General features: G+C 73.5%; 16 protein-coding genes. 11 read left to right on the top strand and 5 right to left on the bottom strand.

Going from position 1 to position 21,174, the window contains the following annotated elements; genetic code table 11:
* Positions 1-4,551, bottom strand: coding sequence for a HAMP domain-containing protein (locus ACIRSS_RS44140; protein ID WP_400906607.1), 4,551 nt, complete (start codon positions 4,549-4,551; stop codon positions 1-3).
* Positions 4,552-4,900: 349 nt separating this feature from the next.
* Between ACIRSS_RS44140 and ACIRSS_RS44135 the strand changes: the two genes are divergently transcribed.
* A complete protein-coding gene (locus ACIRSS_RS44135) occupies positions 4,901-6,055 on the top strand; it encodes an NAD(P)/FAD-dependent oxidoreductase (protein ID WP_400906604.1) in 1,155 nt (384 codons plus the stop codon).
* Here the strand turns inward: ACIRSS_RS44135 and ACIRSS_RS44130 are convergent.
* Entirely contained in the window at positions 6,050-7,021 is a 972-nt protein-coding gene (locus ACIRSS_RS44130) for a magnesium transporter CorA family protein (protein WP_400906602.1), read from the bottom strand. The two genes, ACIRSS_RS44135 and ACIRSS_RS44130, sit on opposite strands and share 6 nt — an antisense overlap.
* Positions 7,022-7,075: 54 nt before the next feature.
* Here ACIRSS_RS44130 and ACIRSS_RS44125 point away from each other — a divergent pair, with 54 nt between their 5' ends.
* The 3 genes from ACIRSS_RS44125 to ACIRSS_RS44115 are packed head-to-tail and all read left to right on the top strand — an operon-like array spanning position 7,076 to position 9,986.
* Complete coding sequence (locus tag ACIRSS_RS44125; protein ID WP_400906599.1) at positions 7,076-8,032, top strand: acyl-CoA dehydrogenase family protein; 957 nt, start codon at positions 7,076-7,078, stop codon at positions 8,030-8,032.
* Positions 8,029-9,270 carry a bifunctional PIG-L family deacetylase/class I SAM-dependent methyltransferase gene (locus tag ACIRSS_RS44120; protein ID WP_400906596.1) on the top strand — a complete coding sequence of 414 codons (1,242 nt, stop codon included), beginning with the start codon at positions 8,029-8,031 and terminating at the stop codon, positions 9,268-9,270. The genes ACIRSS_RS44125 and ACIRSS_RS44120 overlap by 4 nt, the downstream gene beginning before the upstream one ends.
* Positions 9,267-9,986: a glycosyltransferase gene (locus ACIRSS_RS44115; RefSeq protein WP_400906593.1), complete on the top strand. Its 720-nt coding sequence runs from the start codon at positions 9,267-9,269 to the stop codon at positions 9,984-9,986. The genes ACIRSS_RS44120 and ACIRSS_RS44115 overlap by 4 nt, the downstream gene beginning before the upstream one ends.
* A 313-nt stretch (positions 9,987-10,299) precedes the next feature.
* Here the strand turns inward: ACIRSS_RS44115 and ACIRSS_RS44110 are convergent, their stop codons facing one another.
* On the bottom strand, positions 10,300-12,501 hold the full coding sequence (locus ACIRSS_RS44110) for a helix-turn-helix domain-containing protein (RefSeq protein ID WP_400906592.1): 2,202 nt from the start codon (positions 12,499-12,501) through the stop codon (positions 10,300-10,302).
* A gap of 131 nt (positions 12,502-12,632) precedes the next feature.
* Between ACIRSS_RS44110 and ACIRSS_RS44105 the strand changes: the two genes are divergently transcribed.
* The 7 genes from ACIRSS_RS44105 (at position 12,633) to ACIRSS_RS44075 (ending at position 19,385) form a co-directional block, all read left to right on the top strand.
* Positions 12,633-13,571: a helix-turn-helix domain-containing protein gene (locus tag ACIRSS_RS44105; protein ID WP_400906589.1), complete on the top strand. Its 939-nt coding sequence runs from the start codon at positions 12,633-12,635 to the stop codon at positions 13,569-13,571.
* Between the two features lie 57 nt (positions 13,572-13,628).
* A complete protein-coding gene (locus tag ACIRSS_RS44100; protein WP_400906586.1) occupies positions 13,629-14,390 on the top strand; it encodes a MoaF C-terminal domain-containing protein in 762 nt (253 codons plus the stop codon).
* Between the two features lie 11 nt (positions 14,391-14,401).
* Positions 14,402-14,797, top strand: coding sequence for a nuclear transport factor 2 family protein (locus tag ACIRSS_RS44095; protein WP_400906583.1), 396 nt, complete (start codon positions 14,402-14,404; stop codon positions 14,795-14,797).
* On the top strand, positions 14,794-15,963 hold the full coding sequence (locus tag ACIRSS_RS44090; protein ID WP_400906581.1) for an ABC transporter substrate-binding protein: 1,170 nt from the start codon (positions 14,794-14,796) through the stop codon (positions 15,961-15,963). Before ACIRSS_RS44095 ends, ACIRSS_RS44090 begins: the two co-directional genes overlap by 4 nt.
* A gap of 10 nt (positions 15,964-15,973) precedes the next feature.
* Positions 15,974-16,834, top strand: a complete 861-nt coding sequence (locus tag ACIRSS_RS44085; protein ID WP_400906578.1) for a branched-chain amino acid ABC transporter permease — start codon at positions 15,974-15,976, stop codon at positions 16,832-16,834.
* Positions 16,835-17,022: 188 nt separating this feature from the next.
* Positions 17,023-18,696: an ATP-binding cassette domain-containing protein gene (locus ACIRSS_RS44080; protein ID WP_400907790.1), complete on the top strand. Its 1,674-nt coding sequence runs from the start codon at positions 17,023-17,025 to the stop codon at positions 18,694-18,696.
* A complete protein-coding gene (locus ACIRSS_RS44075) occupies positions 18,693-19,385 on the top strand; it encodes an ABC transporter ATP-binding protein (RefSeq protein ID WP_400906575.1) in 693 nt (230 codons plus the stop codon). Before ACIRSS_RS44080 ends, ACIRSS_RS44075 begins: the two co-directional genes overlap by 4 nt.
* A gap of 1 nt (position 19,386) precedes the next feature.
* Here the strand turns inward: ACIRSS_RS44075 and ACIRSS_RS44070 are convergent, their stop codons facing one another.
* Entirely contained in the window at positions 19,387-20,187 is an 801-nt protein-coding gene (locus ACIRSS_RS44070) for an SDR family NAD(P)-dependent oxidoreductase (RefSeq protein WP_400906572.1), read from the bottom strand.
* Between the two features lie 13 nt (positions 20,188-20,200).
* The gene (locus tag ACIRSS_RS44065; RefSeq protein ID WP_400906569.1) at positions 20,201-21,115 is read right to left on the bottom strand and encodes an SDR family NAD(P)-dependent oxidoreductase; all 915 of its coding nucleotides are present in this window, start codon (positions 21,113-21,115) and stop codon (positions 20,201-20,203) included.
* Positions 21,116-21,174: the final 59 nt, after the last annotated feature.

Raw genomic sequence — 21,174 nt, 5'->3', positions numbered from 1 at the left:
TCACGCCGTCACGTGCCGCTTGATGCGGGCGATCAGGTCGTCCGCGTCGACCGGCTTGGTCACGTAGTCGGTGGCGCCCGAGGCGAGGCTCTTCTCGCGGTCGCCCGGCATCGCCTTCGCCGTCACCGCGACGATCGGGATGCGGGCGTGCTCCGGCATCGCGCGGATCTTCGCGGTCGCGGTGTAGCCGTCCATCTCCGGCATCATCACGTCCATCAGGATCAGGTCGATGCCGGGGTGCGCGGCGACGGTCTCGACACCCTTGCGGCCGTCTTCGGCGTGCAGCACCTGCATCCCGTGCAGCTCAAGGATCCCGGTCAGCGCGTAGACGTTGCGCGGGTCGTCGTCGACGATCAGCACCGTGCGCCCGGACAGCGTCGTGTCGACGTCGGCCGCGCGCACCGGCGCGGCCGGCTCGTCCGGCCGGACCAGCGGCAGCACCGCGCCGGGCTCCTCGGCCGAGAGGTGCAGCGCGATCCGCTCGCGCAGTTCGTCCAAACCGGACAGCACTTCCAGCGACTGGACGTCCGCGCGGGACTGCACCAGCTGTTCCAGCTCGCCGTCGAGGCGGCGGCTGTTGTGCGCGAGCACCGGGACCAGCCGCAGCGCGCTGTCGCCCTGCATCGCGTCGAGGAAGCCGAACGCGGTGCGGTCGGGCAGGTCGAGGTCGAGCACGACGCAGTGGTAGGCGTCGGTGGCGAGCGCGGCCGCGGCTTCCTGCGTGCCGACCGCGGTGACGACCTCGACCTCGGCCGGCGAGATGCCGATGTCCCGGCTGTCGGCCAGGTCCGCGGCGGCGCTCTCGGCGACGAGCGTCAGCAGGCCGTGCTGGCGCTCCTCCACGACCAGCAGCCGCCGGTGGGACCGCGGCGCCGACGGGGTGACGCCGTTGCCGTTGTCGCCGGCCGCGACGGCGGTGCCGGGGTGCTCGCCCGCCGGGAGCGGCGCGAAGTCCGGGCGCGCGACCGGCAGCGAGAAGGTGAACGAGCTGCCCTCGCCGGGCGTGCTCTCCGCGGTGATGACGCCGCCGAGCAGCTGGGCGATCTCGCGGCTGATCGACAGGCCCAGGCCGGTGCCGCCGTACTTGCGGCTGGTCGTGCCGTCCGCCTGCTGGAACGCGCCGAAGATCGACTCCAGCTGGTGCTCGGCGATCCCGATCCCGGTGTCGGTGACCCGGAAGGCGACGGCGGGCCCGTGCGCGCGCAGCGGCCGCGGCAGGCTCTCCGGGTCGACCGGCGCGATGTGCAGCTCGATCCCGCCGACCTCGGTGAACTTGACCGCGTTGGACAGCAGGTTGCGCAGCACCTGCCGCAGCCGCGAGTCGTCGGTGAGCAGCTCGGTGGGCGAGCCGGGGGCGACGCTGATCCGGAAGTCGAGGTTGCGCTGGGAGGTCATCGGCCGGAACGTCGCCTCGACGTAGTCCAGCAGCCCGCGCAGCGACACCTGCTCCGGGGTGACGTCCATCTTCCCGGCCTCGACCTTCGACAGGTCGAGGATGTCGTTGATCAGCTGCAGCAGGTCCGACCCGGCGGAGTGGATGATCCCCGCGTACTCGACCTGCTTGGCGGTGAGGTTGCGGGTCGGGTTCTGCGCGAGCAGCTGGGCGAGGATGAGCAGGCTGTTGAGCGGGGTGCGCAGCTCGTGGCTCATGTTGGCCAGGAACTCCGACTTGTACTTCGACGCCAGCGTCAGCTGCTGGGCGCGGGCCTCCAGCTCCTGGCGGGCCTGCTCGATCTCCAGGTTCTTCGTCTCGATGTCGCGGTTCTGCGTGACCAGCAGCGCCGCCTTCTCCTCCAGCTCGGCGTTGGACGACTGGAGCTCCTCCTGGCGCGCCTGGAGCTCTTCGGACCGGGCCTGCAGCTCCGCGGTCAGCCGCTGCGACTCGCCGAGCAGCTCGTCGGTGCGGGCGTTGGCGACGATGCTGTTGACGTTGACGCCGATCTGCTCCATCAGCAGCTCGAGGAACGCCCGGTGCACCGGGGTGAAGCCGTGCACGGACGCCAGCTCGAGCACGCCGAGCACCTGGTCCTCGACGACGATCGGCAGCACGATCAGGCCGGCGGGCGCGGTGCTGCCGAGCCCGGACGAGATCGTGGCGTAGCCGGGCGGGACGTCGTCGACCGCGATCGGGCGGCGGCTGCGCGCGGCCTGCCCGACCAGCGACTGGCCGACCCGGAACCGCACCACCGGGCCGTCGCCGTCGTCCGGGTGGCCGTACGCGCCGACCAGCCGCAGCTCGGGCACCTCGGTCGTGTCGTCCGCCAGGTAGAACGCGCCGTACTGGGCGTTGACCAGCGGGACCAGCTCGTCCATCACCGCGGCCGCGACGACGGCGAGGTCGCGGCGGCCCTGCATCAGCCCGGTGATGGTGGCCAGGTTGGACTTGAGCCAGTCCTGCTCCTGGTTCGCCCGCGTCGTCTCGCGCAGCGACTCCACCATCGAGTTGATGTTGTCCTTCAGCTCGGCGACCTCGCCGGAGGCGTCGACGGTGATCGAGCGGGTCAGGTCGCCCTCGGCGACGGCGCTGGTGACCTCGGCGATCGCGCGCACCTGGCGGGTGAGGTTCCCGGCCAGTTCGTTCACGTTCTCCGTCAGCCGCTTCCAGGTGCCGGAGACGCCTTCGACCTCGGCCTGGCCGCCGAGGCGGCCCTCGCTGCCGACCTCGCGCGCCACGCGCGTGACCTCCGCGGCGAACGCGGAGAGCTGGTCGACCATCGTGTTGATCGTGGTCTTGAGCTCGAGGATCTCGCCGCGGGCGTCGACGTCGATCTTGCGGGTCAGGTCGCCCTGCGCGACGGCGGTGGTCACCTGGGCGATGTTGCGGACCTGCCCGGTGAGGTTGTTCGCCATCGAGTTGACGTTGTCGGTGAGGTCCTTCCACGTGCCGGCGACGTTCGGCACGCGGGCCTGGCCGCCGAGCATGCCTTCGGTGCCCACCTCGCGCGCCACCCGGGTGACCTCGTCCGCGAACGCGGACAGCGTGTCCACCATCGTGTTGATGACGTCGGCCAGCGCCGCGACCTCGCCCTTGGCCTCGACGGTGATCTTCCGCGACAGGTCACCGCGGGCGACCGCCGTCGCGACCTGCGCGATCGAGCGGACCTGGCCGGTCAGGTTGGACGCCATGACGTTGACGTTGTCGGTCAGGTTCTTCCAGGTCCCGGACACGCCGCGGACCGTGGCCTGGCCGCCGAGGTTGCCCTCGGTGCCCACCTCGCGCGCCACCCGGGTGACCTCGTCCGCGAACGCGGACAGCTGGTCGACCATCGTGTTGATGGTCTCCTTCAGCTCCAGGATCTCACCGCGGGCGTCGACCCGGATCTTCTGCGAGAGGTCACCGCGCGCGACCGCGGTGGTGACCTGGGCGATCGAGCGGACCTGCGCGGTGAGGTTGTCGGCCATGACGTTGACCGACTCGGTGAGGTCCTTCCAGGTGCCGGAGACGCCCTTGACGTCGGCCTGGCCGCCCAGCCGACCCTCGGTGCCCACCTCGCGCGCCACCCGGGTGACCTCGTCCGCGAACGCGGACAGCTGGTCCACCATCGTGTTCAGCGTGTCCTTGAGCTCCAGGACCTCGCCGCGGGCGGTCACGTTGATCTTCTGGGACAGGTCGCCCTTCGCCACCGCCGTCGCGACCTGGGCGATGTTGCGGACCTGGTCGGTGAGGTTGCCCGCCATGAAGTTCACCGAGTCGGTGAGGTCGCGCCAGGTGCCGGAGACGCCCTTGACGTCGGCCTGGCCGCCCAGCCGGCCCTCGGTGCCCACCTCGCGGGCGACGCGGGTGACCTCGTCCGCGAAGGAGGACAGCTGGTCCACCATCGTGTTGATCGTGCTCTTCAGCTCGAGGATCTCGCCCCGGGCGTCGACCGTGATCTTCTGGGAGAGGTCGCCCTTCGCGACCGCCGTCGTCACCTGGGCGACGTTGCGGACCTGGTCGGTCAGGTTCCCGGCCATGAAGTTCACCGAGTCGGTGAGGTCGCGCCAGACGCCGCCGACGCCGGGCACCTGGGCCTGGCCGCCCAGCCGGCCTTCGCTGCCCACCTCGCGGGCCACGCGGGTGACCTCGTCCGCGAACGACGACAGCTGGTCCACCATCGTGTTGACGGTGTCCTTGAGCTCGAGGATCTCGCCCCGGGCGTCGACGTCGATCTTCTGCGACAGGTCGCCCTTGGCCACCGCGGTCGCCACCTGGGCGATGTCGCGGACCTGGGTGGTCAGGTTGCCGGCCATGGCGTTCACCGAGTCGGTGAGGTCCTTCCACGTGCCGGACACGCCGGGGACCTTCGCCTGGCCGCCCAGCTGCCCCTCGCTGCCGACCTCGCGGGCGACGCGGGTGACTTCGGAGGTGAACAGCGACAGCTGGTCGGCCATGCCGTTGAAGACCGTCGCGATCTCGCCGAGCAGGCCGTCGGCCCCGCCGGGCAGCCGGATGCCGAAGTCGCCGTCGCGGACGGCGGTCAGGCCGGCCAGCAGGCGGCGCAGTTCCTGCTCCCCCGCCTCGCCGACGCCTGCGACCGCGCCTTTGGCACCCGGGCGCGTCCCCTCGGCCATTGCCCCACCCATCCGCCACCCGTTTCTCCGCTTGTCGGCGCACGGAGCGCCGTCCCGGTGAGCACACCGGATGGCCCAGCATAGTGCAGCTGCACTATGCTGACGGGCAACGGTTGAGCAACCAGCCGCGCCCGTGTCCGCGCGCGCTCCCCAGGCGGTGCTCGAGAGCCTTTCCTTTCCTCCCAGGCCATCCGGCCACGTTGACCCATTCGGCTGAACGCGCTCCCAGACAGCGGTACCCCGCACCCGGCGGGGGCACCGCCGGTTTTCGCGCGCGCTTTCGGTGTCCACTGTGGACGCTCCACTGTGGACGAGGTGTACCGGCGCACGCCCGGGGTACCCCGTCGGCATGGATGCCGAGAACCTGGTCGTCATCGGAAGCGGACCGGCGGGCGTGTCGGCGGCCCGCGCCTACCGGGAAGCGGGCGGCACCGGAGGAGTCCGCCTGCTCACCGCGGACACCGACCCGCCCTACGAACGCCCGCCGCTGTCGAAGGAGTTCCTGCGCGGCGAGGCCGAACTGACGCCGCTGGACGAAGACTTCGAGCGGAAGCACGACATCAGCGTCACGCTGGGCGACCCGGTCACCGAACTGGGCGACCGCGAAGTCCGCACCGCCGCCGGCGCGGTCCACCCGTTCACCACCTGCGTGCTCGCGACCGGCGCGGAACCCGTCCGGCCGGACATCCCCGGCGCGGACCACCCCGACGTCCGGACCCTCCGTTCGGCCGCCGACTCCCGCGAGCTGCGCGCGGCCGCGTCCGGGGTGCGCAGCGCGATCGTCGTGGGCGCCGGGTTCATCGGCTGCGAAGCCGCGGTCTCGCTGTCGCGCCTCGGGGTACAGGTGACGGTCGTCTGCCCCGACGACGTCCCGCAGGAGAAGCGGCTCGGCCGCGAAGCGGGCGAATTCCTGTTGCGGTGGCTCAAAACCGAGGGCGTGAGCGTGCTCCGCGGCACGAAGCTGCTGTCGGTCGAGGGCGGCTACCGCGTCCGCACCGATCTCGTGCCGGTCCTCGACGCCGGGCTCGTCGTGCTCGCCACCGGCGTCCGGCCGCGGATCGGGCTGGCCGAGGCGGCCGGGCTCGCCGTCGAGAACGGCCGGATCCGCACCGACGAGCACCTGCGCACGAGCCGGCCCGGCGTGCTCGCGGCGGGGGACGTCGCGCTGGCGCACAACCCGGCGGCGGGCCGCGCGCTGGCCGTCGAGCACTGGGGCGAAGGCCTGGCGATGGGCGAGGTGGCCGGGCGGACCGCGGCCGGCGAGGACGCCGCGTGGGACGAGGTGCCCGGCTTCTGGTCGGTGATCGGCGATCGCGTGCTCAAGTACGCCGCCTGGGGCGACGGCTTCGACCGCGCCCGCCCGCTGCCGCGCGACGACGGCGGTTTCACCGTCTGGTACGAACGCGACGGCAAGGCGGTCGGCGTGCTCACCCACGAAGCCGACGAGGACTACGAGCGGGGCCAGGACCTGGTCCGCCGCGGTGCGCCGATCCCGGGGTCATAGCCAGTCCCGCTTCTTGAAGAGCACGTACAGCCCGACCGAGAGCACCAGCATGACGACCGTCGAGACCCAGAACCCGACCGTCGTGCCGTTGCCCGGGTACGCGACGTTCTGGCCGTAGAAGCCGGTCACCGCGGTGGGCACCGCGATCACCGCGGCCCACCCGGTGACCTTCTTCATGATCAGGTTCAGCCGGTCGCTCTGCAGGTTCAGCTGGGTCTCCCGGACCGTCGTGAGGCGTTCGCGCAGCGCTTCGGCCTGCTCGGCGGCCTGCCGCGCGTGGTCGCGGACGTCTTCGAAGTACGGGCGGGTGGTGTCGTCGGCCAGTTTCAGGTCCGGCCGCATCAACGAGCCGACGACCTCGGGCACCGGTGCCACGACCCGGCGCAGCGCGGTCAGGTTCTTGCGCGACCGGAACGAGCGCTGCTGCAGCTCGGCGGTGTCCGGGCGCTCGTCGAAAACCATGTCCTCCAGCTTCTCGACCTCGTCGTCGAGTGCCTGGACGGCGTCGAAGTGCCCGTCGACGATGAGGTCGAGCAGGCCGTGCAGCAGGAAGGGCACCCCGGACTTCGCCAGGTCCGGCGCCTGGTCCCAGCGGCGCGTGACGGCTTCGATGTCGAAGCCGTCGTCCTTGCGGACGGTCACCAGCGCGCGGGGTGTGATGAACACGGCGAGCTCGGACGTCTTCGTGCGCTCGCTCGCGGCGTCGAACCGGACCGCGTAGACGGTGAGGAACAAGTGGCCGTCGTAGCGGTCCAGCTTGGGCCGCTGGTGCTCCTGGACGGCGTCCTCCACGGCGAGCCGGTGCAGGCCCAGCTCTTCGGCCAGCTCGGCGAGGTCCGCTTCGGACGGTTCGCAGAGGTCGGCCCAGACGACGGTGTCCGGTTCGGCCAGGAAGTCCGAGACGTCCGCCATCGGGAAGTCTTCCTTGAGCAGTGCGCCCTCGCGGTAGGCCCGATTTTTCGTCATACCCCCTGGGGTGCCCGGCCCGCGCCCGCGTAACCCGCCGAAATCGGGGTACTCGTGGATCTTGTGAACGCCCTGCTCGCGGAGACCCCGCCGAAACCCCTGCCGTCGCCGCGCACCACCGCCGCGGTCGGCGCGGAACTGCGCTCGCTGCACGCCGCGGGCGCGCTCGATCTTCCTCTCCCCGGTGGCGGTCGGACCGCGGCGCGGTGGGCGGGCCTGGCCGCGTTCGGCCGCCGTGACCTGGCGCTGGCCCGGCTCGCCGAGGGCCACACCGACGCCGTCGCGATCCTCGCCGAGGCCGACCGGTCCCCCGCGCCGGGCGCGCTCTACGGCGTGTGGGCGGCGAAGTCCGGCGGTACCGGCGCGGTCCTGGAGGACGGCGCGCTCACCGGGACGGTCCGGTTCTGCTCCGGGCTGTCCCTGCTGGAGCGGGCCCTGGTCGCGGCGGGCGACCGGCTGGTCGAAGTGGACCTCGCCGATCCGCGCGTCCGGCGGCACCCGGACGCGTGGCAGGCCGTCGGGATGGACGCCTCCGACAGCGGGGACGTGGTGTTCGACGGCGTGCCCGGCACGCTCGTCGGGCCGCCCGGCTGGTACGTGGCCCGGCCCGGGTTCGCCCTGGGCGGGGCCGGCGTCGCGGCCGTCTGGCTCGGCGGCGCCGCGGGCGTCCTCGACGGCGTCCTCGCCTACCTGCGTGACCGCGGCGAGGCCGACGAACACCAGCTGGCGCACGTCGGCGCGATGCACACCGCGCTGAGCTGCGCGGAAGCGGTGCTGCTGCGAGCGGCCACGGCCGAGGTCGACGCCCTGGTCGCGGGCACCTGCCGGGCCGCGGCGGAACGGACCGCCGTCGAAGTCCTGGAACGGGCGCTGAAGGTGACCGGGCCGACGCCGGCGTGCCGGGACCGACGCTTCGCCCAGCGCGTCGCCGACCTGCCGGTGTACGTCCGCCAGCACCACGCCGAACGCGATCTCGCCGCGCTCGGCCGCACCGTCCTGGGCGCGGCGTGATCCCGGACTGGCCGGGCGAGCGGTTCGAACGCGCCCTCGTCGTGGCCGCGCACCCGGACGACGAGACGCTCGGGGCGAGCGGTCTCCTGCAGCGCCTGCACGCCGCCGGCACCGCGGTGACGCTCGTCGTCGCGACCGACGGCGAAGCGGCCTTCCCCGCGGCGGGGGCGGACGAACGGCGGGCGCTGGGCCGCACCCGCCGCCGGGAACTGCGGGATTCCCTGCGGGCGCAAGGACTGTCCGATGTGGAACCCGTCTGGCTCGGGCTGCCGGACTCCGATCTGGCGTCCCGCGGCGACGAACTGACGGCGGCGATGCGCTCGCACGCGGACGGCCACGACCTGTGCCTCCTGCCGTGGCCGGCCGACCCGCACCCCGATCACCAGGCGGCCGCCCGGGCCGCGCTCGCCGCCGCGCCGGTGTCCGCGCAGTGCTGGTCGTACCCGATCTGGCTCTGGCACCGGCTGCGTCACGACGACCCGGCGATCCCGTGGTCCCGGGCGCGGTCGTTGCGGCTGACGGGAGCGGAACGCGAGGCGAAGGCGGCCGCGATCGCGGCGTTCACCTCGCAGCTCAAGCCCGGGCCCCGCGGCGAAGAGCCGATCCTGCCGGAGGAGGTGCTGGCCCACTTCTCCGGCGGGAGCGAGGTGTTCTTCCGCGAGCCGCCGCGGACGTCGGCGCCGGTGAGCCGGTTCGCGTCGCTGTACGCGGCCGCGGACGACCCGTGGTCGGTCGCGACGAAGTGGTACGAGCGGCGGAAGCGGGCGATGGTGCTGGCGTGCCTGCCCGACGAGCACTACGGGACCGTCGTCGAGCCCGCCTGCGGCGTCGGGGCGCTGACCCGGGATCTCGCGGCGCGCGCCGATCGCGTGGTGGCGTTCGACCCGGTGCCCGCGGCAGTGGACCGCGCGCGCGCCGCCGTCGCCGATCTGTCCCAGGTGGACGTCCACATCGGAGCGGTACCGGCCGCGATCCCCGCCGGCCCGGTCGACCTGCTGGTCTACAGCGAGCTTCTGTACTACTTGGACGACGAGGAGCTCACCGCCACGATCGAGGCGTCGGCGGCGGCGCTGCGTCCCGGCGGGCACCTGCTGGCCGCGCACTGGCTCCCGTGGGCACCCGAGGCCCCGCGCGACGGCCGGGACGCGCACGCGCGGCTCCTCGCGCATCCCGCGTTCGAGCCGCTGGTCGAGCACACGGACGAGGAGTTCCTGCTGCACGTGCTGAGGCGCCGGTGATCGAGGCGGTCGGGGTCGTCGTGCCGGCGCGGGACGAGGCTTCCCTGGTCGGCGCCTGCGTGCGCGCGGTGGACCTCGCGCTGCGGCGGTTGCCCGCCGGAATCGCGCGCGCGGTCTGCGTCGTCGCGGACCGGTGCGGCGACGCGACGGCCGACGTGGCGCGCACGGCGTTCGGCGAGGTGCCCGGCGTGGTCGTGGTCTCCCGGTCGGCGCGGACGGTCGGTGAGGTCCGCGACCTGGGCGTGGCCCGGGTGCGGGCGGCGCTCGGCTCCCCCGCGCCGTCCCGGACCCTGCTGCTGAGCACGGACGCCGACACGCGCGTGACGCCCGGCTGGGCGCGGGCGCACCTGGCCCGGGCGCGCCAGGGCTACCACGCCGTCGCGGGGACGGCGGAACTGGCGGAGCCGTTCAGCGCGTCGTCCCGCGCGCTGGCGCGGTACGACCACGTCCTCGACCGCGCGCGGACCGAGGACGGGCACGGGTCGGTGTACGGGGCGAACCTGGGGGTGCGAGCGGACGCGTTCGACGTGGTGGGCGGCTTCGGCCCGCGCGCGACGGGCGAGGACCACGACCTGTGGCGCCGGCTCGGGCAGGCGGGGTTCCGGCGGTGCTACGAGTCGGGGGCGCCGGTGGTGACGAGCGCGCGGCTGGTCGGCCGGGCCCCGGACGGGTTGGCGGCGCTGCTGCGCGGGCTGGCGGAGGACACGGTCGCCTGACGCGGTCTCGGCTCGCGTTTGTGGAGGTCGTTCGTAAAGGTTGTCGCTGTCGCACGCCGTCGCGCGCCGCGAAGATCGGTCTCGCCGCCATTCCCGACGCGAAGGGCACCGGTGAGAGTCGCCTTCAGAACGCTTCTCGCCGCGCTCGTCGCCGCGGCCCTGCTCTCCGGGGTGCCCGCCGCCGCGGAAACCCGGGCACGGCTGCTCTTCGTCGAGCGGGTCCTCGACACCGTCACCATCGTCTGCGCGAACCACGGCGGAACGGTCGCCTGCCGGCCGGTGCACCGGCCGCGGCCCTACCTCGTCGTCGCCTTCACAACCGCTCCAGCTCCGCCCGGATCGCCGCCGCGCGCTCCGCACCGCCGTACTCCCCCAGCAGCTCCAGGGCTTCCGTGAGCACTTCCCGCGCCCGGTCGCGCTCTTCCCGGCCCAGGTACGCGCGGCCCAGCTCGGCGAGCGTCATCGCCTCGTACAGCCGCACGCCGGCCTCACGCCACAGGTCCACGCTGCGGCTCAGCTCGTCGACCGCGGCGGCGAACCGGCCGAGGTCGCGGTGCACGATCCCGATCCGCATGCGGCCGTACGCCGTGCCGCGCACGTCTCCGGTGTCTTCGCCGACCGCCACCGCCTCGGTGGCGTACTTCAGCTCCCGCTCGCGGTCGCCCTGGCGGCCGTACAGCACCGCCAGGTTGACCAGGTTGAGCGTCTCGACGTGCCGCAGCCCGAGCGTCCGGTTGAGCGCCAGGCTCCGCTCGCCGAAGCCGATGGCCGCCTCGACGTCGTCGCCGAGGCCGTACACGAAGCAGAGGTTGTTGAGGATGGCCGCGAGCTGACGCTCGTCGCCGATCGCCTCCCAGTCGGCGAGGCTCCGGCGGAGCAGCTCGTGCGAGCGCCGGAAACCGGCGGCTTCGCCACCGCTCGCCAGCTCTGCTTCGGCGACGCCGAGGTCGTTGCGCAGCGTGGCGGCCGCGACCGGGTCGACGCCGTCGACCAGGCTCAGCGCGACCTCGTCGACCTGGATGGCGTCCCGCCAGCGGGCGCGGGCGCGGTGGTATTCGTAGAGGCCGAGCCCGACGGCGGCGATCGCCTCGGGCGGCACGCCCGGCGTCGCCGCGGCCTGGCGCACGACCGTCACCAGGTGCGCCTGGTGCCGGTCGAGCCAGGCGAACACCTCGTCCGCCGACGCGGGTCCGGGCGCGGCCCACCGCCCGGCCGCCCAGTCGTGGCGGTGCGAGGCCGCCGACACGAGCGCCATGCTCCGCCACGCCATCGCCGCGCACAGCTCGACGACGCGGGTGATCGCCGCGGCCCCCGCGTCCGGTGGCGCCTGCTCCCGGGCGTAGAGCCGCAGCAGGTCGTGCAGCCGGTACCACCCCGGCGCGGGCGTGGTCAGCAGGTGCTCGTCGGTGAGCCGTTCGAGCAGCGCCTCGGTCTCGTGTTCGGGCGCGTCGAGCAGCCGGCTCGCGACGGGCACGGACAGCTCCGGGACGTCGAGCAGCGACAGCAGCGGGTACGCGCGGGCGGCGGTGTCGTCGAGCGCGTCGACGGCCACGGCGAAGCTGGCGCGGACGCCGGTTTCGTCGAGCCGGCGGTGTTCGTCGTCGAGCCGGTGCGCGAGGTGGGCGACGGGCCAGCGCGGCCGCGTCGCCAGCCGCGCGCCGACGAGGTGCAGCGCCAGCGGGAGGTAGCCGCACAGGCGCGCGACCCTTCGCGAGGCGGCCGGTTCGGCCGCGACGCGCTCGGCGCCGATCTCGGCCGCGAGCAGGCGGAGCGCGTCGGCCTCGGGCAGGACGTCCAGCAGCACCTGGTGCGCCTGCGGCAGGTCCGGCAGCGCGGCGCGGCTGGTGACGATCGCCCCGGAACCCCCGGCGCCGGGCAGCAGCGGGGCGACGTGCGCGGCGTCGCGGGCGTTGTCGAGCAGGAGCAGGACGCGCTTCGCCGCGAGCAGCGTCCGGAACCGGGCGGACGCGGACTCGAGCGAGAGCGGCTTCGGCGGCTCGTCGCCGAGTTCGCGGATGAGCCGGTCGAGCAGGTCCAGGGGGTCGGGCGGGTCGGCGGCGTGGCCGCGCAGGTCGAGGTGGAGCGAGCCGTCGGGGAAGCGGCGCGAGAGCCGGTGGCCGGCTTCGAGGGCGAGCGCGGTCTTGCCGACGCCGGCCATCCCGGCGATGGCGACGACGACGCTGTCCCGGGACTCGAACAAGGCGAGGACGCGGCCGAGTTCGGCGTCCCGCCCGGTGAAGACGGCGAGCCCGCCGGGCAGCTCCCGGGGAACGACCTTGGCGGCCGCGGGTTTCGTCGGACGTGCGGCCGCTCGGGCGAAGTCGTCGCGGTCGGTGCCGGTGAGGCCGAGGGCATCGGCCAGCCGGTCGAGGGTGTCGCGGTGCGGGAAACGCCGGTCGCCGCGTTCGAGCGCGCCGACGGCCTGGCCGCTGAGCCCGGACTTCTCGGCGAGCGCCTCCTGGGTGAGCCCCGCGGCGCGCCGCAGCCGGCGCAACCGGGTGCCGAACGCGTTCATCCCCGCCCCTCCTCCCCGGAGGAGGATCACACGCGGCGGCCGGTGGGCGCCAGCGTCCGAGCATTGTCGGCGTAGATCGTATCGCTTATCGTATACGACACTGCTCCCCTCTCGACGCTGCGAGGTGCCCCGTGTCCGCCCCCACGACCCTCATCGCCCGCGACTTCACCGAGTTCCGCACCGCCGTCTCGCAGTCGTTCGTCCCCCTCCACGTCACCGCGGACGGAGACGGCTTCCGGGGGCGGATCCGCTCGTCCGGGGCCGACGAGGTGCAGGTTTCCGAGATCACCGCGTCCCCGCACGTCGTCGAACGCACCCCCGAGCTGATCGCCCGCGGCGACCGGCGGTACTACAAGCTGAGCCTGATCCTCGCCGGCACCCAGCTGCTCGTGCAGGACGGCCGCGAAGCCGTCCTGCGCCCCGGCGATGTCGCTCTGTACGACACCCACCGGCCCTACTCGCTCGTCTTCGAAGAGGACGTCCGCACCCTCGTCGTGATGTTCCCGCAGCGGCTGATCGACCTGCCCGCCGAGCTCGTCGGCCGGCTCACCGCCGTGCGCATGTCCGGCAAGGAGGGCGTCGGCAACGTCGTCGTCCCCTTCCTCGCCCAGCTCGGCGGGAACCTCGAGCAGCTGGCCGGGCCCGCCGGCGCGCGGCTCGCGCACAGCGCCGTCGACCTCCTCTCCACGCTCGTCGCCACCGAACTGGACCTGGCCAACGCGGACCCGCACCACGAGCTCATGCGCCGGATCCGCGCGCACATCGACGCGAACCTGCCCTCGGCCGACCTCAGCCCCGCGCGGATCGCCGCCGAGCACTTCATCTCGACGCGGCACCTGCACGGCCTCTTCCAGGAGCAGGGCACCACCGTCGCCGGGTGGATCCGGACCCGGCGGCTCGAGCACTGCCGCCGCGACCTGCTCGACCCCGTGCACTCCGGCCGCCCGGTCGCGGCCATCGCCGCGCGCTGGGGGTTCGTCGACGCCGCGCACTTCAGCCGGGTGTTCAAGAGCGCGTTCGGCCGCGCGCCGAGCGAGCTGCGCCGCGAGTTGACCGTCAGCGACCGGTAGTTGCCCCGCAGCGCGTGACCGCTCGCCGGGCGGCCTGCCCCACCCGACGATGAGGCCATGCCCGAAGCCCCCACCGACGGCTGGCGCACCTACGACGAGTTCGCCGCCGGGATCGCCACCTACCGCCTGCCGGACGCCGACCTCTCCGGCCGCGACGTCACGATCATCCTCGACGACGGCGAAGTCCTCGCGCTGAGCTTCAAGGACGCCGAGCGCGTCGTGTGCAACGGCGTCGAGGATCCGTACGACGCTGTCGCCGTACGGGACGACGTCCTCTTCGTGAACCTGCCGTTCACCAGCGTCGACGGCGAAGCGCTGACCGTCGTGTACTCGACGACGTCCCACCGCGCGCTCGCGGTCCGTTCGGTCATCGGTGCCGAGGACGTCGTTCCCCGCGTCTCCCAACGGTTCGGCGCCGGGGTCACCGACGGCGGCACACCGTCCGGCGACGCGCCCGGCCCGTCGCGCGACCTCATCGGCAAGCGCAACCTCTACCGCTACAGCCCGGACCACCTCTACGAGCACGTCTACGTCTCGTCGGAGCGCTACGCGTGGCAGTGCCTCGAAGGCGTCCAGCGCGGCCACGGCGACATGGACCTCTCGACCGTGTGGAAGTTCGCCGACGGCCTCTACCTGTTCTGCTTCCGCGAGTTCCGGATCGCCGTGGCGAGCGTGTGGCTGCACGACCTCGGCTACGCGCTGCGCACCACCGGCGTCTTCCTCGGCCTCACCGGCGACGGCCGGTCCGAGCACTCCCGCGCCGGCGGCCACGTCTACCCGCTGGGCTCGGTGGCCTACCCCGACGCCCAGCCCGTCTGAAGGAGACCAGCGTGTCCACTGTGGACGTCATCCGCGCGCACTACGCCGCCAGCGACCGGGGCGACCTGCCCGGCATGCTCGCCCCGCTCGGCCCGAACACGACCTGGACCGAGGCCGCGGGCTTCCCCTACGCCGGCACCTACACAGGTCCCGACGAAGTCCGCGAGCACGTCTTCGAAGCGATCGGCCGTGACTGGGACGGCTACACCTTCACCCTCGACAGCCTCCTCGACGCCGGCGACACCGTCGTCGGCGTCGGCACCTACACCGGCACGCACCGCCGGACCGGCCGGTCCTTCACCGCCCGCGTCGCGCACCTGTGGCGCTTCGACGGCGGCGACCTCACCTCGTTCGAGCAGATCGTCGACTCCGCGCCCGTCGTGGCCGCGGCCCGGGAGCAGTCATGAGAAAGATCCTTCCCGTCCTGGCGGCCGCCCTCCTCGTCACCGCGGGGTGCGCCGGTTCCGGAGCCGGCGGCGACGGCCCGATCGTCGTCGGCTCGGTCAACGCGCTGAGCGGCGCGGCGACCTTCCCCGAAGCCTCGCAGGCGGCCAAGGCCGTGTTCGACGCGGCCAACGCCGCGGGCGGGGTCAACGGCCGCAAGGTCGAATACAAGGCGATCGACGACAAGGGCGACCCGGCGGCGGCCGCGGCGGCCGCCCGCGAGGTCGTCGGCGGCGACGACGCCGTCGCGCTCGTCGGGTCGTCCAGCCTCATCGAGTGCGAGATCAACGCGAAGTACTACGAGCAGCAGAAAATCCTGTCCGTGCAGGGCATCGGCGTCGACCCGGCGTGCTTCTCCAGCCCGAACATCGCGCCGGTCAACGTCGGCCCGTTCCACGACATGACGCTCACACTGCTCTACGGCTCGGAAACGCTGAAGCTCGACGACATCTGCGCGTTGCTGGAGATCGCGGGCAACACGCTCCCGGCGTACCGGGCCGCGATCGACGAGTGGACGAAGATCACCGGCAAGAAGCTGAAGTACGTCGACGCGACCGTCCCCTATGGAGGGTCGGACTACACGTCCTACATCGTCAAGGCGCGGGCCGCGGGCTGCAAGGCGATCACCGTGAACCCGGTCGAGCCCGACTCGATCGGCCAGCTCAAGGCCGCGCAGGCGCAGGGCTGGAACGACGTCACCTGGCTGCTGCTGACCAGCGTCTACAGCGAGAACTACGCCAAGGCGATCGCGAACGCCGGCGCCGGGGTGTACGTGCCGGCCGAGTTCTACCCGTTCACCGACGCCGGCAGCCCGCAGACCAAGGACTGGCGCGACCTGATGACGAAGAACAAGATCCCGCTGACGTCGTTCAGCCAGGGCGGCTACCTGGCGGCGAAGTACTTCCTGGACGTCGTGCGCGGGATCAAGGGCAACGTCACCCGGGAGTCCGTCACGAAGGCGCTGCGCGAGATGAAGCCGGTCACCGACCCGATGGTCGGCACGCCGTACGTGTTCGGCCCCGCGCCGACGCACCACGACAACACCGCGGGCTGGCCGATCAAGCTGGCCTCCGGCACGAACAAGTGGGAGCTGGCCGGGACGGACTGGCTCCGGATCCCCCGGTCCTAGGAGGACGGTCATGCTGCAGGGCGCTCTCGCCGGTCTCGCCGCCGGTGGCCTGTACGCGGTGCTCGCGGTGTGCCTGACGCTGATGTCGCGCCTGGTGCGCGTGGTCAACTTCGCGCAGTCCGCCACCGGGATGTTCGGCTGCTACGTCGCGGTGTTCCTGGCGGTCCACTCGGGACTTCCGGAGTGGCTGGCCACGGTGGCGGGGATCGTGCTCGGCGGCGCGCTGAGCGCGGTCCTCGGCTGGATCGTCTCGACCTGGCTCGCCGAGGCCGACACCGGGACGCGCTCGGCGGTGACGGTCGCGGTGCTCCTGCTGCTGATCTCGCTGGCGTTCATCCTGTTCGGCAACAAGCCGCAGCCGTTCCACCCGCTGCTGGCCGGCCCGGCGTTCACGGTCGGCGGGGTGGTGGTCAGCCAGGTGACCGTGGTGACGGTCGCGCTGGCCGTGCTGGTGGCGCTGGCCTGCCGGGTGGTGCTGGCCCGCACGACGCTCGGCGTCCGCCTGCGCGCGCTGTCGGAGCGGCCGACGACGGCGGAGCTGCTGGGCATCCCGGCCCGGCCGCTGTCGGTCGGCGTCTGGACGGCGACCGGGGTGATCGCGACGCTGGCTGTGTCGATCGTCGCGCCGTCGCAGTCGAACGACCCGGCATCGCTGGCGATGCTCGTGGTCCCGGCGGCCGCGGCAGCGCTGCTCGGCGGCTTCCGGCGGCTCGACCTGGCCGTGGCCGGCGGGCTGGTCCTCGGCATGGCGCAGGGGGCGGTCGCCCAGTCGGACAGGCTGTCGGTGCTGCGGTACTTCCTCCCGTTCCTGGTCATCGTGGCGCTGCTGCTGTGGACGCAGCGCAAGGAGGTGTGGGATGCGGCTCGCTGAGCGGTTCCGGCCGGTCGCTGACGCGCCGGGGCGGCCGTCGTGGATTCCCCTGGCCGCTGTGGCCGCGGCCACTGTCGCGGTCGGGGCCGGCTGCGCGCCGGGGCGACCGTCGCGGATTCCCCTGGCCGCTGCGGCCGGAAAGGCAGTGCGCTGTGCGGCTCTCTGAACACCCCCTCGCCCGGGCGGCCCTGCCGTTCGCCGTCGCGGCTGCGGCAGTCGGGGTCGGCTATGCGCTGAGCGTCGGGCTCGCCGGGTACTTCGTCTACCTCGGGGTCAGCGCCGTCGTCGCGGCGATCGCGCTGCTCGGGCTCGGCGTCGTCACCGGTACCGCCGGGATGATCTCCTTGTGCCAGCTGACCTTCGGCGCGGTCGGCGCCTTCGTCGTCTCGGCGTGCAATGTCGCCGGGGTGCCCGGTGGGTTCGTCGCGTGGCTGCTCCTCGGCGGGCTGGCCGCCGCGGCGGCCGGGGTGCTCGTCGGGCTGCCCGCGCTCCGGCTGCGCGGTATCACCCTCGCCGTGGTCACCCTCGGGCTGGCCGCGGCCGCGGACCTGACGCTCGTGCAGATCCAGTTCCCCGGCGCGACCGGCGGCCTCTCCGTCGAACGCCCGGAGGCGTTCTCCGACGACCGCTCGTACTTCCTGTTCGCGGTGCTCGTCCTGGTCGCCTGCGGGCTGCTCGTGCACTTCCTGCGCCGCGGCCGCTGGGGCAGCAGCTGGCACCTCGTCGCCTTCTCCGAGCGGGGCACCGCCGCGGTCGGCGCCGGCGTGCGGACGTCGAAGCTGACGGCGTTCGCGGTCAGCGCCGCGCTCGGCGGGATCAGCGGCGGCCTGCTCACCGGCCAGGTCGGGCTCGCCTTCCCCGCCAGCTTCACCGCGATCCAGTCCCTCGCGCTCTACGTGCTGGCGATCATGTCCGGCGCGCACCTGATCGACATGGCCGTGTTCGGCGCGCTGCTCTGGGTCGCAGTGCCGGAGCTGCTGAAACGCTGGGGCGTGCCGCAGGACTGGGGGTTCGTGATCTTCGGCGTGCTCGGCGTCCAGGCCCTGGCCGGGCGCGGCAACCTCGGCACGGCCGTCCGGAACCTCCGGTACCGGTCGCGCGTGCCCACCGGCCTCGGCCTCACGGACATCCCCGAGGTCGAGCCGGTGCCACCCGGCGATCCGGTGCTGGAGGTCCGCGGCCTGACTGTCCACTTCGGTCACGTCCGCGCGTTGTCCGAAGTGGACATCTCGGTGCCGGAACGCGGCATCCTCGGCGTGATCGGGCCGAACGGTGCCGGGAAGTCCACTTTGGTCGACGTCATCAGCGGCTTCCTGCCGCGCGCCACCGGAACCGTGACGCTGGACGGCCGTCCGCTTACCGGCTCGCCCGTGCGGCGGGCCCGGCGCGGGCTGCGGCGGACGTTCCAGCAGGACCGCGTCCCACCCGGGCTGACGGTGGGCGCGTACGTCCGGTTCGTCGCCCGGCGCCGGGTCACCGGCCGCGAGGTCGCCGACGCGCTCGGGTTCTTCGGCTGCCCGCCGGCCCGGACCCCGCTGTCCCGGGTGGACGCGGGCGCGCGGCGGCTCGTCGAAGTCGTCGGGCACCTGCTGGCCCGGCCGCGGGTGCTCCTGCTCGACGAGCCGGCGGCCGGGCTGCCGCACGAGGAGCACGTCGCGTTCGGACGGCGGCTGCGGCAGGTCCCGGCCCGGTTCGGCGTGTCGGTGCTGCTGATCGAGCACGACCTCGACCTCGTGCGGTCGGTGTGCGACCGGCTGACGGTGCTCGACTTCGGCGAGGTCCTCGCGAGCGGGCCGCAGGCGGACGTGCTCGCCGACCCGGCGGTCCTCAAGGCGTACATGGGTGAAACGGAGCTGCTGTGACGGCGTTGCGAGTCCACGGACTGACGGTGAAGCGCGGTGCCGGCCCGGTCATCCGCGACGTCGGGTTCACCCTGGAGCCCGGCCGGATCACGGCGCTGGTCGGGCCCAACGGGGCCGGGAAGACGAGCCTCCTGGAAGCGGTGTCGGGGGTCGTGGCGCCGGCGGCGGGCAGCGTCCACGTGGGCGGGGTGAACGTCACCCGGCATTCGCGGGTGGCGCGGGCGCGGCTCGGGCTCGCGCACATCGAGCAGGGCCGGGCCGTGTTCCCCGGGCTGACGGTGCTGGAGAACCTGCGCCTGACCGCGCGCACCCCGGACCGCGTCGACGCCGTGCTCGAGCTGTTCCCCGAGCTCGAAAAGCGGCGCGACTCCCCCGCGGCCCTGCTGTCGGGCGGCGAGCAGCAGATGGTGGTGCTGGCGCGGGCGTTCGCGGCGCGCCCGGCGTTCCTGCTGATCGACGAGATGTCGCTCGGCCTGGCGCCGGTGGTGTTCACGCGGCTGCTGCCGGTGGTGACGCGGTTCGCGGCCGAGGGGGCGGCGATCCTGCTGGTGGAGCAGTTCACGCACCTGGCTCTCGGCGTCGCGCAGGAGGCTTTGGTGGTCTCGTCGGGCCGGGTGACGTACGCGGGGGACGCCCGGACGCTGCTGGACTCCCCCGCGACGTTGCACACCGCTTACCTGGGGTCCTGACTCACATGCCGGCGCGCTCGAAGGCCAGCGTCGGCAGGTCCACCGCGTGGGCGCCGCCGTCCGCGACGAGCACCGCGCCCGTGATGTACGACGACTCCGCCGAGCCCAGGAACCGGACCACCGCCGCGATCTCCTCGGGCTCGGCGGGGCGGCGCAGCGGGACCTCCGCCGTCACCCGGCGGTAGCCCTCGTCGTGACCGCCGGTGAAGCCGGCCGCCGCGGCGAACTGGTCCATCTCGCCGTCGGCCATCGGCGTGCGGACCCAGCCCGGGCAGACCGCGTTCGCGCGCACACCCTTCGGCCCGAAGTCGCGGGCGATCGAGCGGGTCAGGCCGATCAGCGCGTGCTTGGCGACGGTGTACCCGGCGACGTTCGGCCCGGCGAACAGCCCGGCGAGCGACGACACCACGACGACCTGCCCGCCGGTTTCCACCAGCGACGGCAGCGCGGCCCGGCAGAGCACGAACGCGCTGGAGAGGTTCGAGCGCAGGGCCAGCTCCCACTCGTCGTCGCCGGTGTCGACGACCGACGAGAGGCCGTGGCCGCCGGCGTTGGCGACCACAACGTCGAGCCGCCCGAACTTGCCGATGATCTCGGCGACCGCGGTTTCGGCGTCGTCGCGGACGCTCGCGTCGCAGATGATGACGTGCGCGCCGGTCTCCGCGGCGACCTTCTCGAGGGGTTCGCGGCGCCGGCCCAGCACGACGACGTGCGCGCCCTCGCCCGAGTAGCGCCGCGCGACGGCCGCGCCGATGCCGGTGCCGCCGCCGGTGACGGCGACGACCCTGTTCGGTGTGTCCACTGTGGATCCTTTCCTAGGCGGGGAAGGCCGAGCGGGCCGACATCCCGAAGTCGGCCAGCAGGGCTTGGCCGTTGACCGGCCGGGACGCGGGGGACGCGAGGAAGAGCACCTGGCGGGCGACGTCCTCGGCGGCCTGGACGGGGAAGGCGGGGTCGTCGAGGAGGTCCCCGAGGTCGCCGCGCGCCATCGGGGTGTCGACGACCGACGGGCAGACGCAGTTGACGCGGATGCCGGCGACTTCGACGGAGAGGGCGCGGGTCAGGGCGACGACGGCGCCTTTGGAGGCGCAGTAGGGCACCATGCCGGGCGCGGCGGTGAAGGCGGAGTCGCTGCCGAGCAGCACGACCGAGCCGCCGTCGGCCAGGTGCGGAAGCGCGTGCTTGACCAGCAGGAACGGACCGGTGACGTTGACGGCGAGGACGGCGGCGACCTCGGCGGCGGTGGTTTCGGCGAGGGGCTTGCCGACGGGCCCGGAGACCCCGGCACAGCCGACGACGACATCGAGCCCGCCGAGGTGCCGGGCGAGGGTCGCGACGGCGGCGGCGAAGGCGGGTTCATCGGTGACATCGGCGCGGGCGAACGCGAGCCCGGGTCCGGCGGGATCGCTCGCGACATCCGCGCGGGCGAACTCGAGCCCCGGTTCGGAACCGGAGTCGGCCATCCCGGCCGAACCGGCGACCGAGCCCGAGGAGCGGCCGGCCGGTGCCGGCTCGGAACCGCGATCCGCCGCCCCAGCCACCAAGCCAGGTGAGCGATCGGCCGGCACCGGCTGCGAACCGCCGTCCGTCGCTCCGCCCCAGGGCCCCGCCTCTCGATCGATCACCCCGACCCGCGCCCCTTCCGCCCGAAACGCCCGCACGCACGCCAGCCCGATGCCCGACGCCCCGCCGGTCACCAAGACCGCCTTGCCGGCCAGTTCCCATCCCATGCGCCCATCCTCACCGGCGGCGGCGCACCCGTGGTTGGCGTCGAGCGCAGCCTTGTTGT

Origin of the sequence: Amycolatopsis sp. NPDC101161 (assembly GCF_044768185.1) — a bacterium.
GTDB lineage: Bacteria > Actinomycetota > Actinomycetes > Mycobacteriales > Pseudonocardiaceae > Amycolatopsis.
Note: the sequence above shows the minus strand (reverse complement) of the source record. Positions and strands in the feature narration are given on the sequence as shown.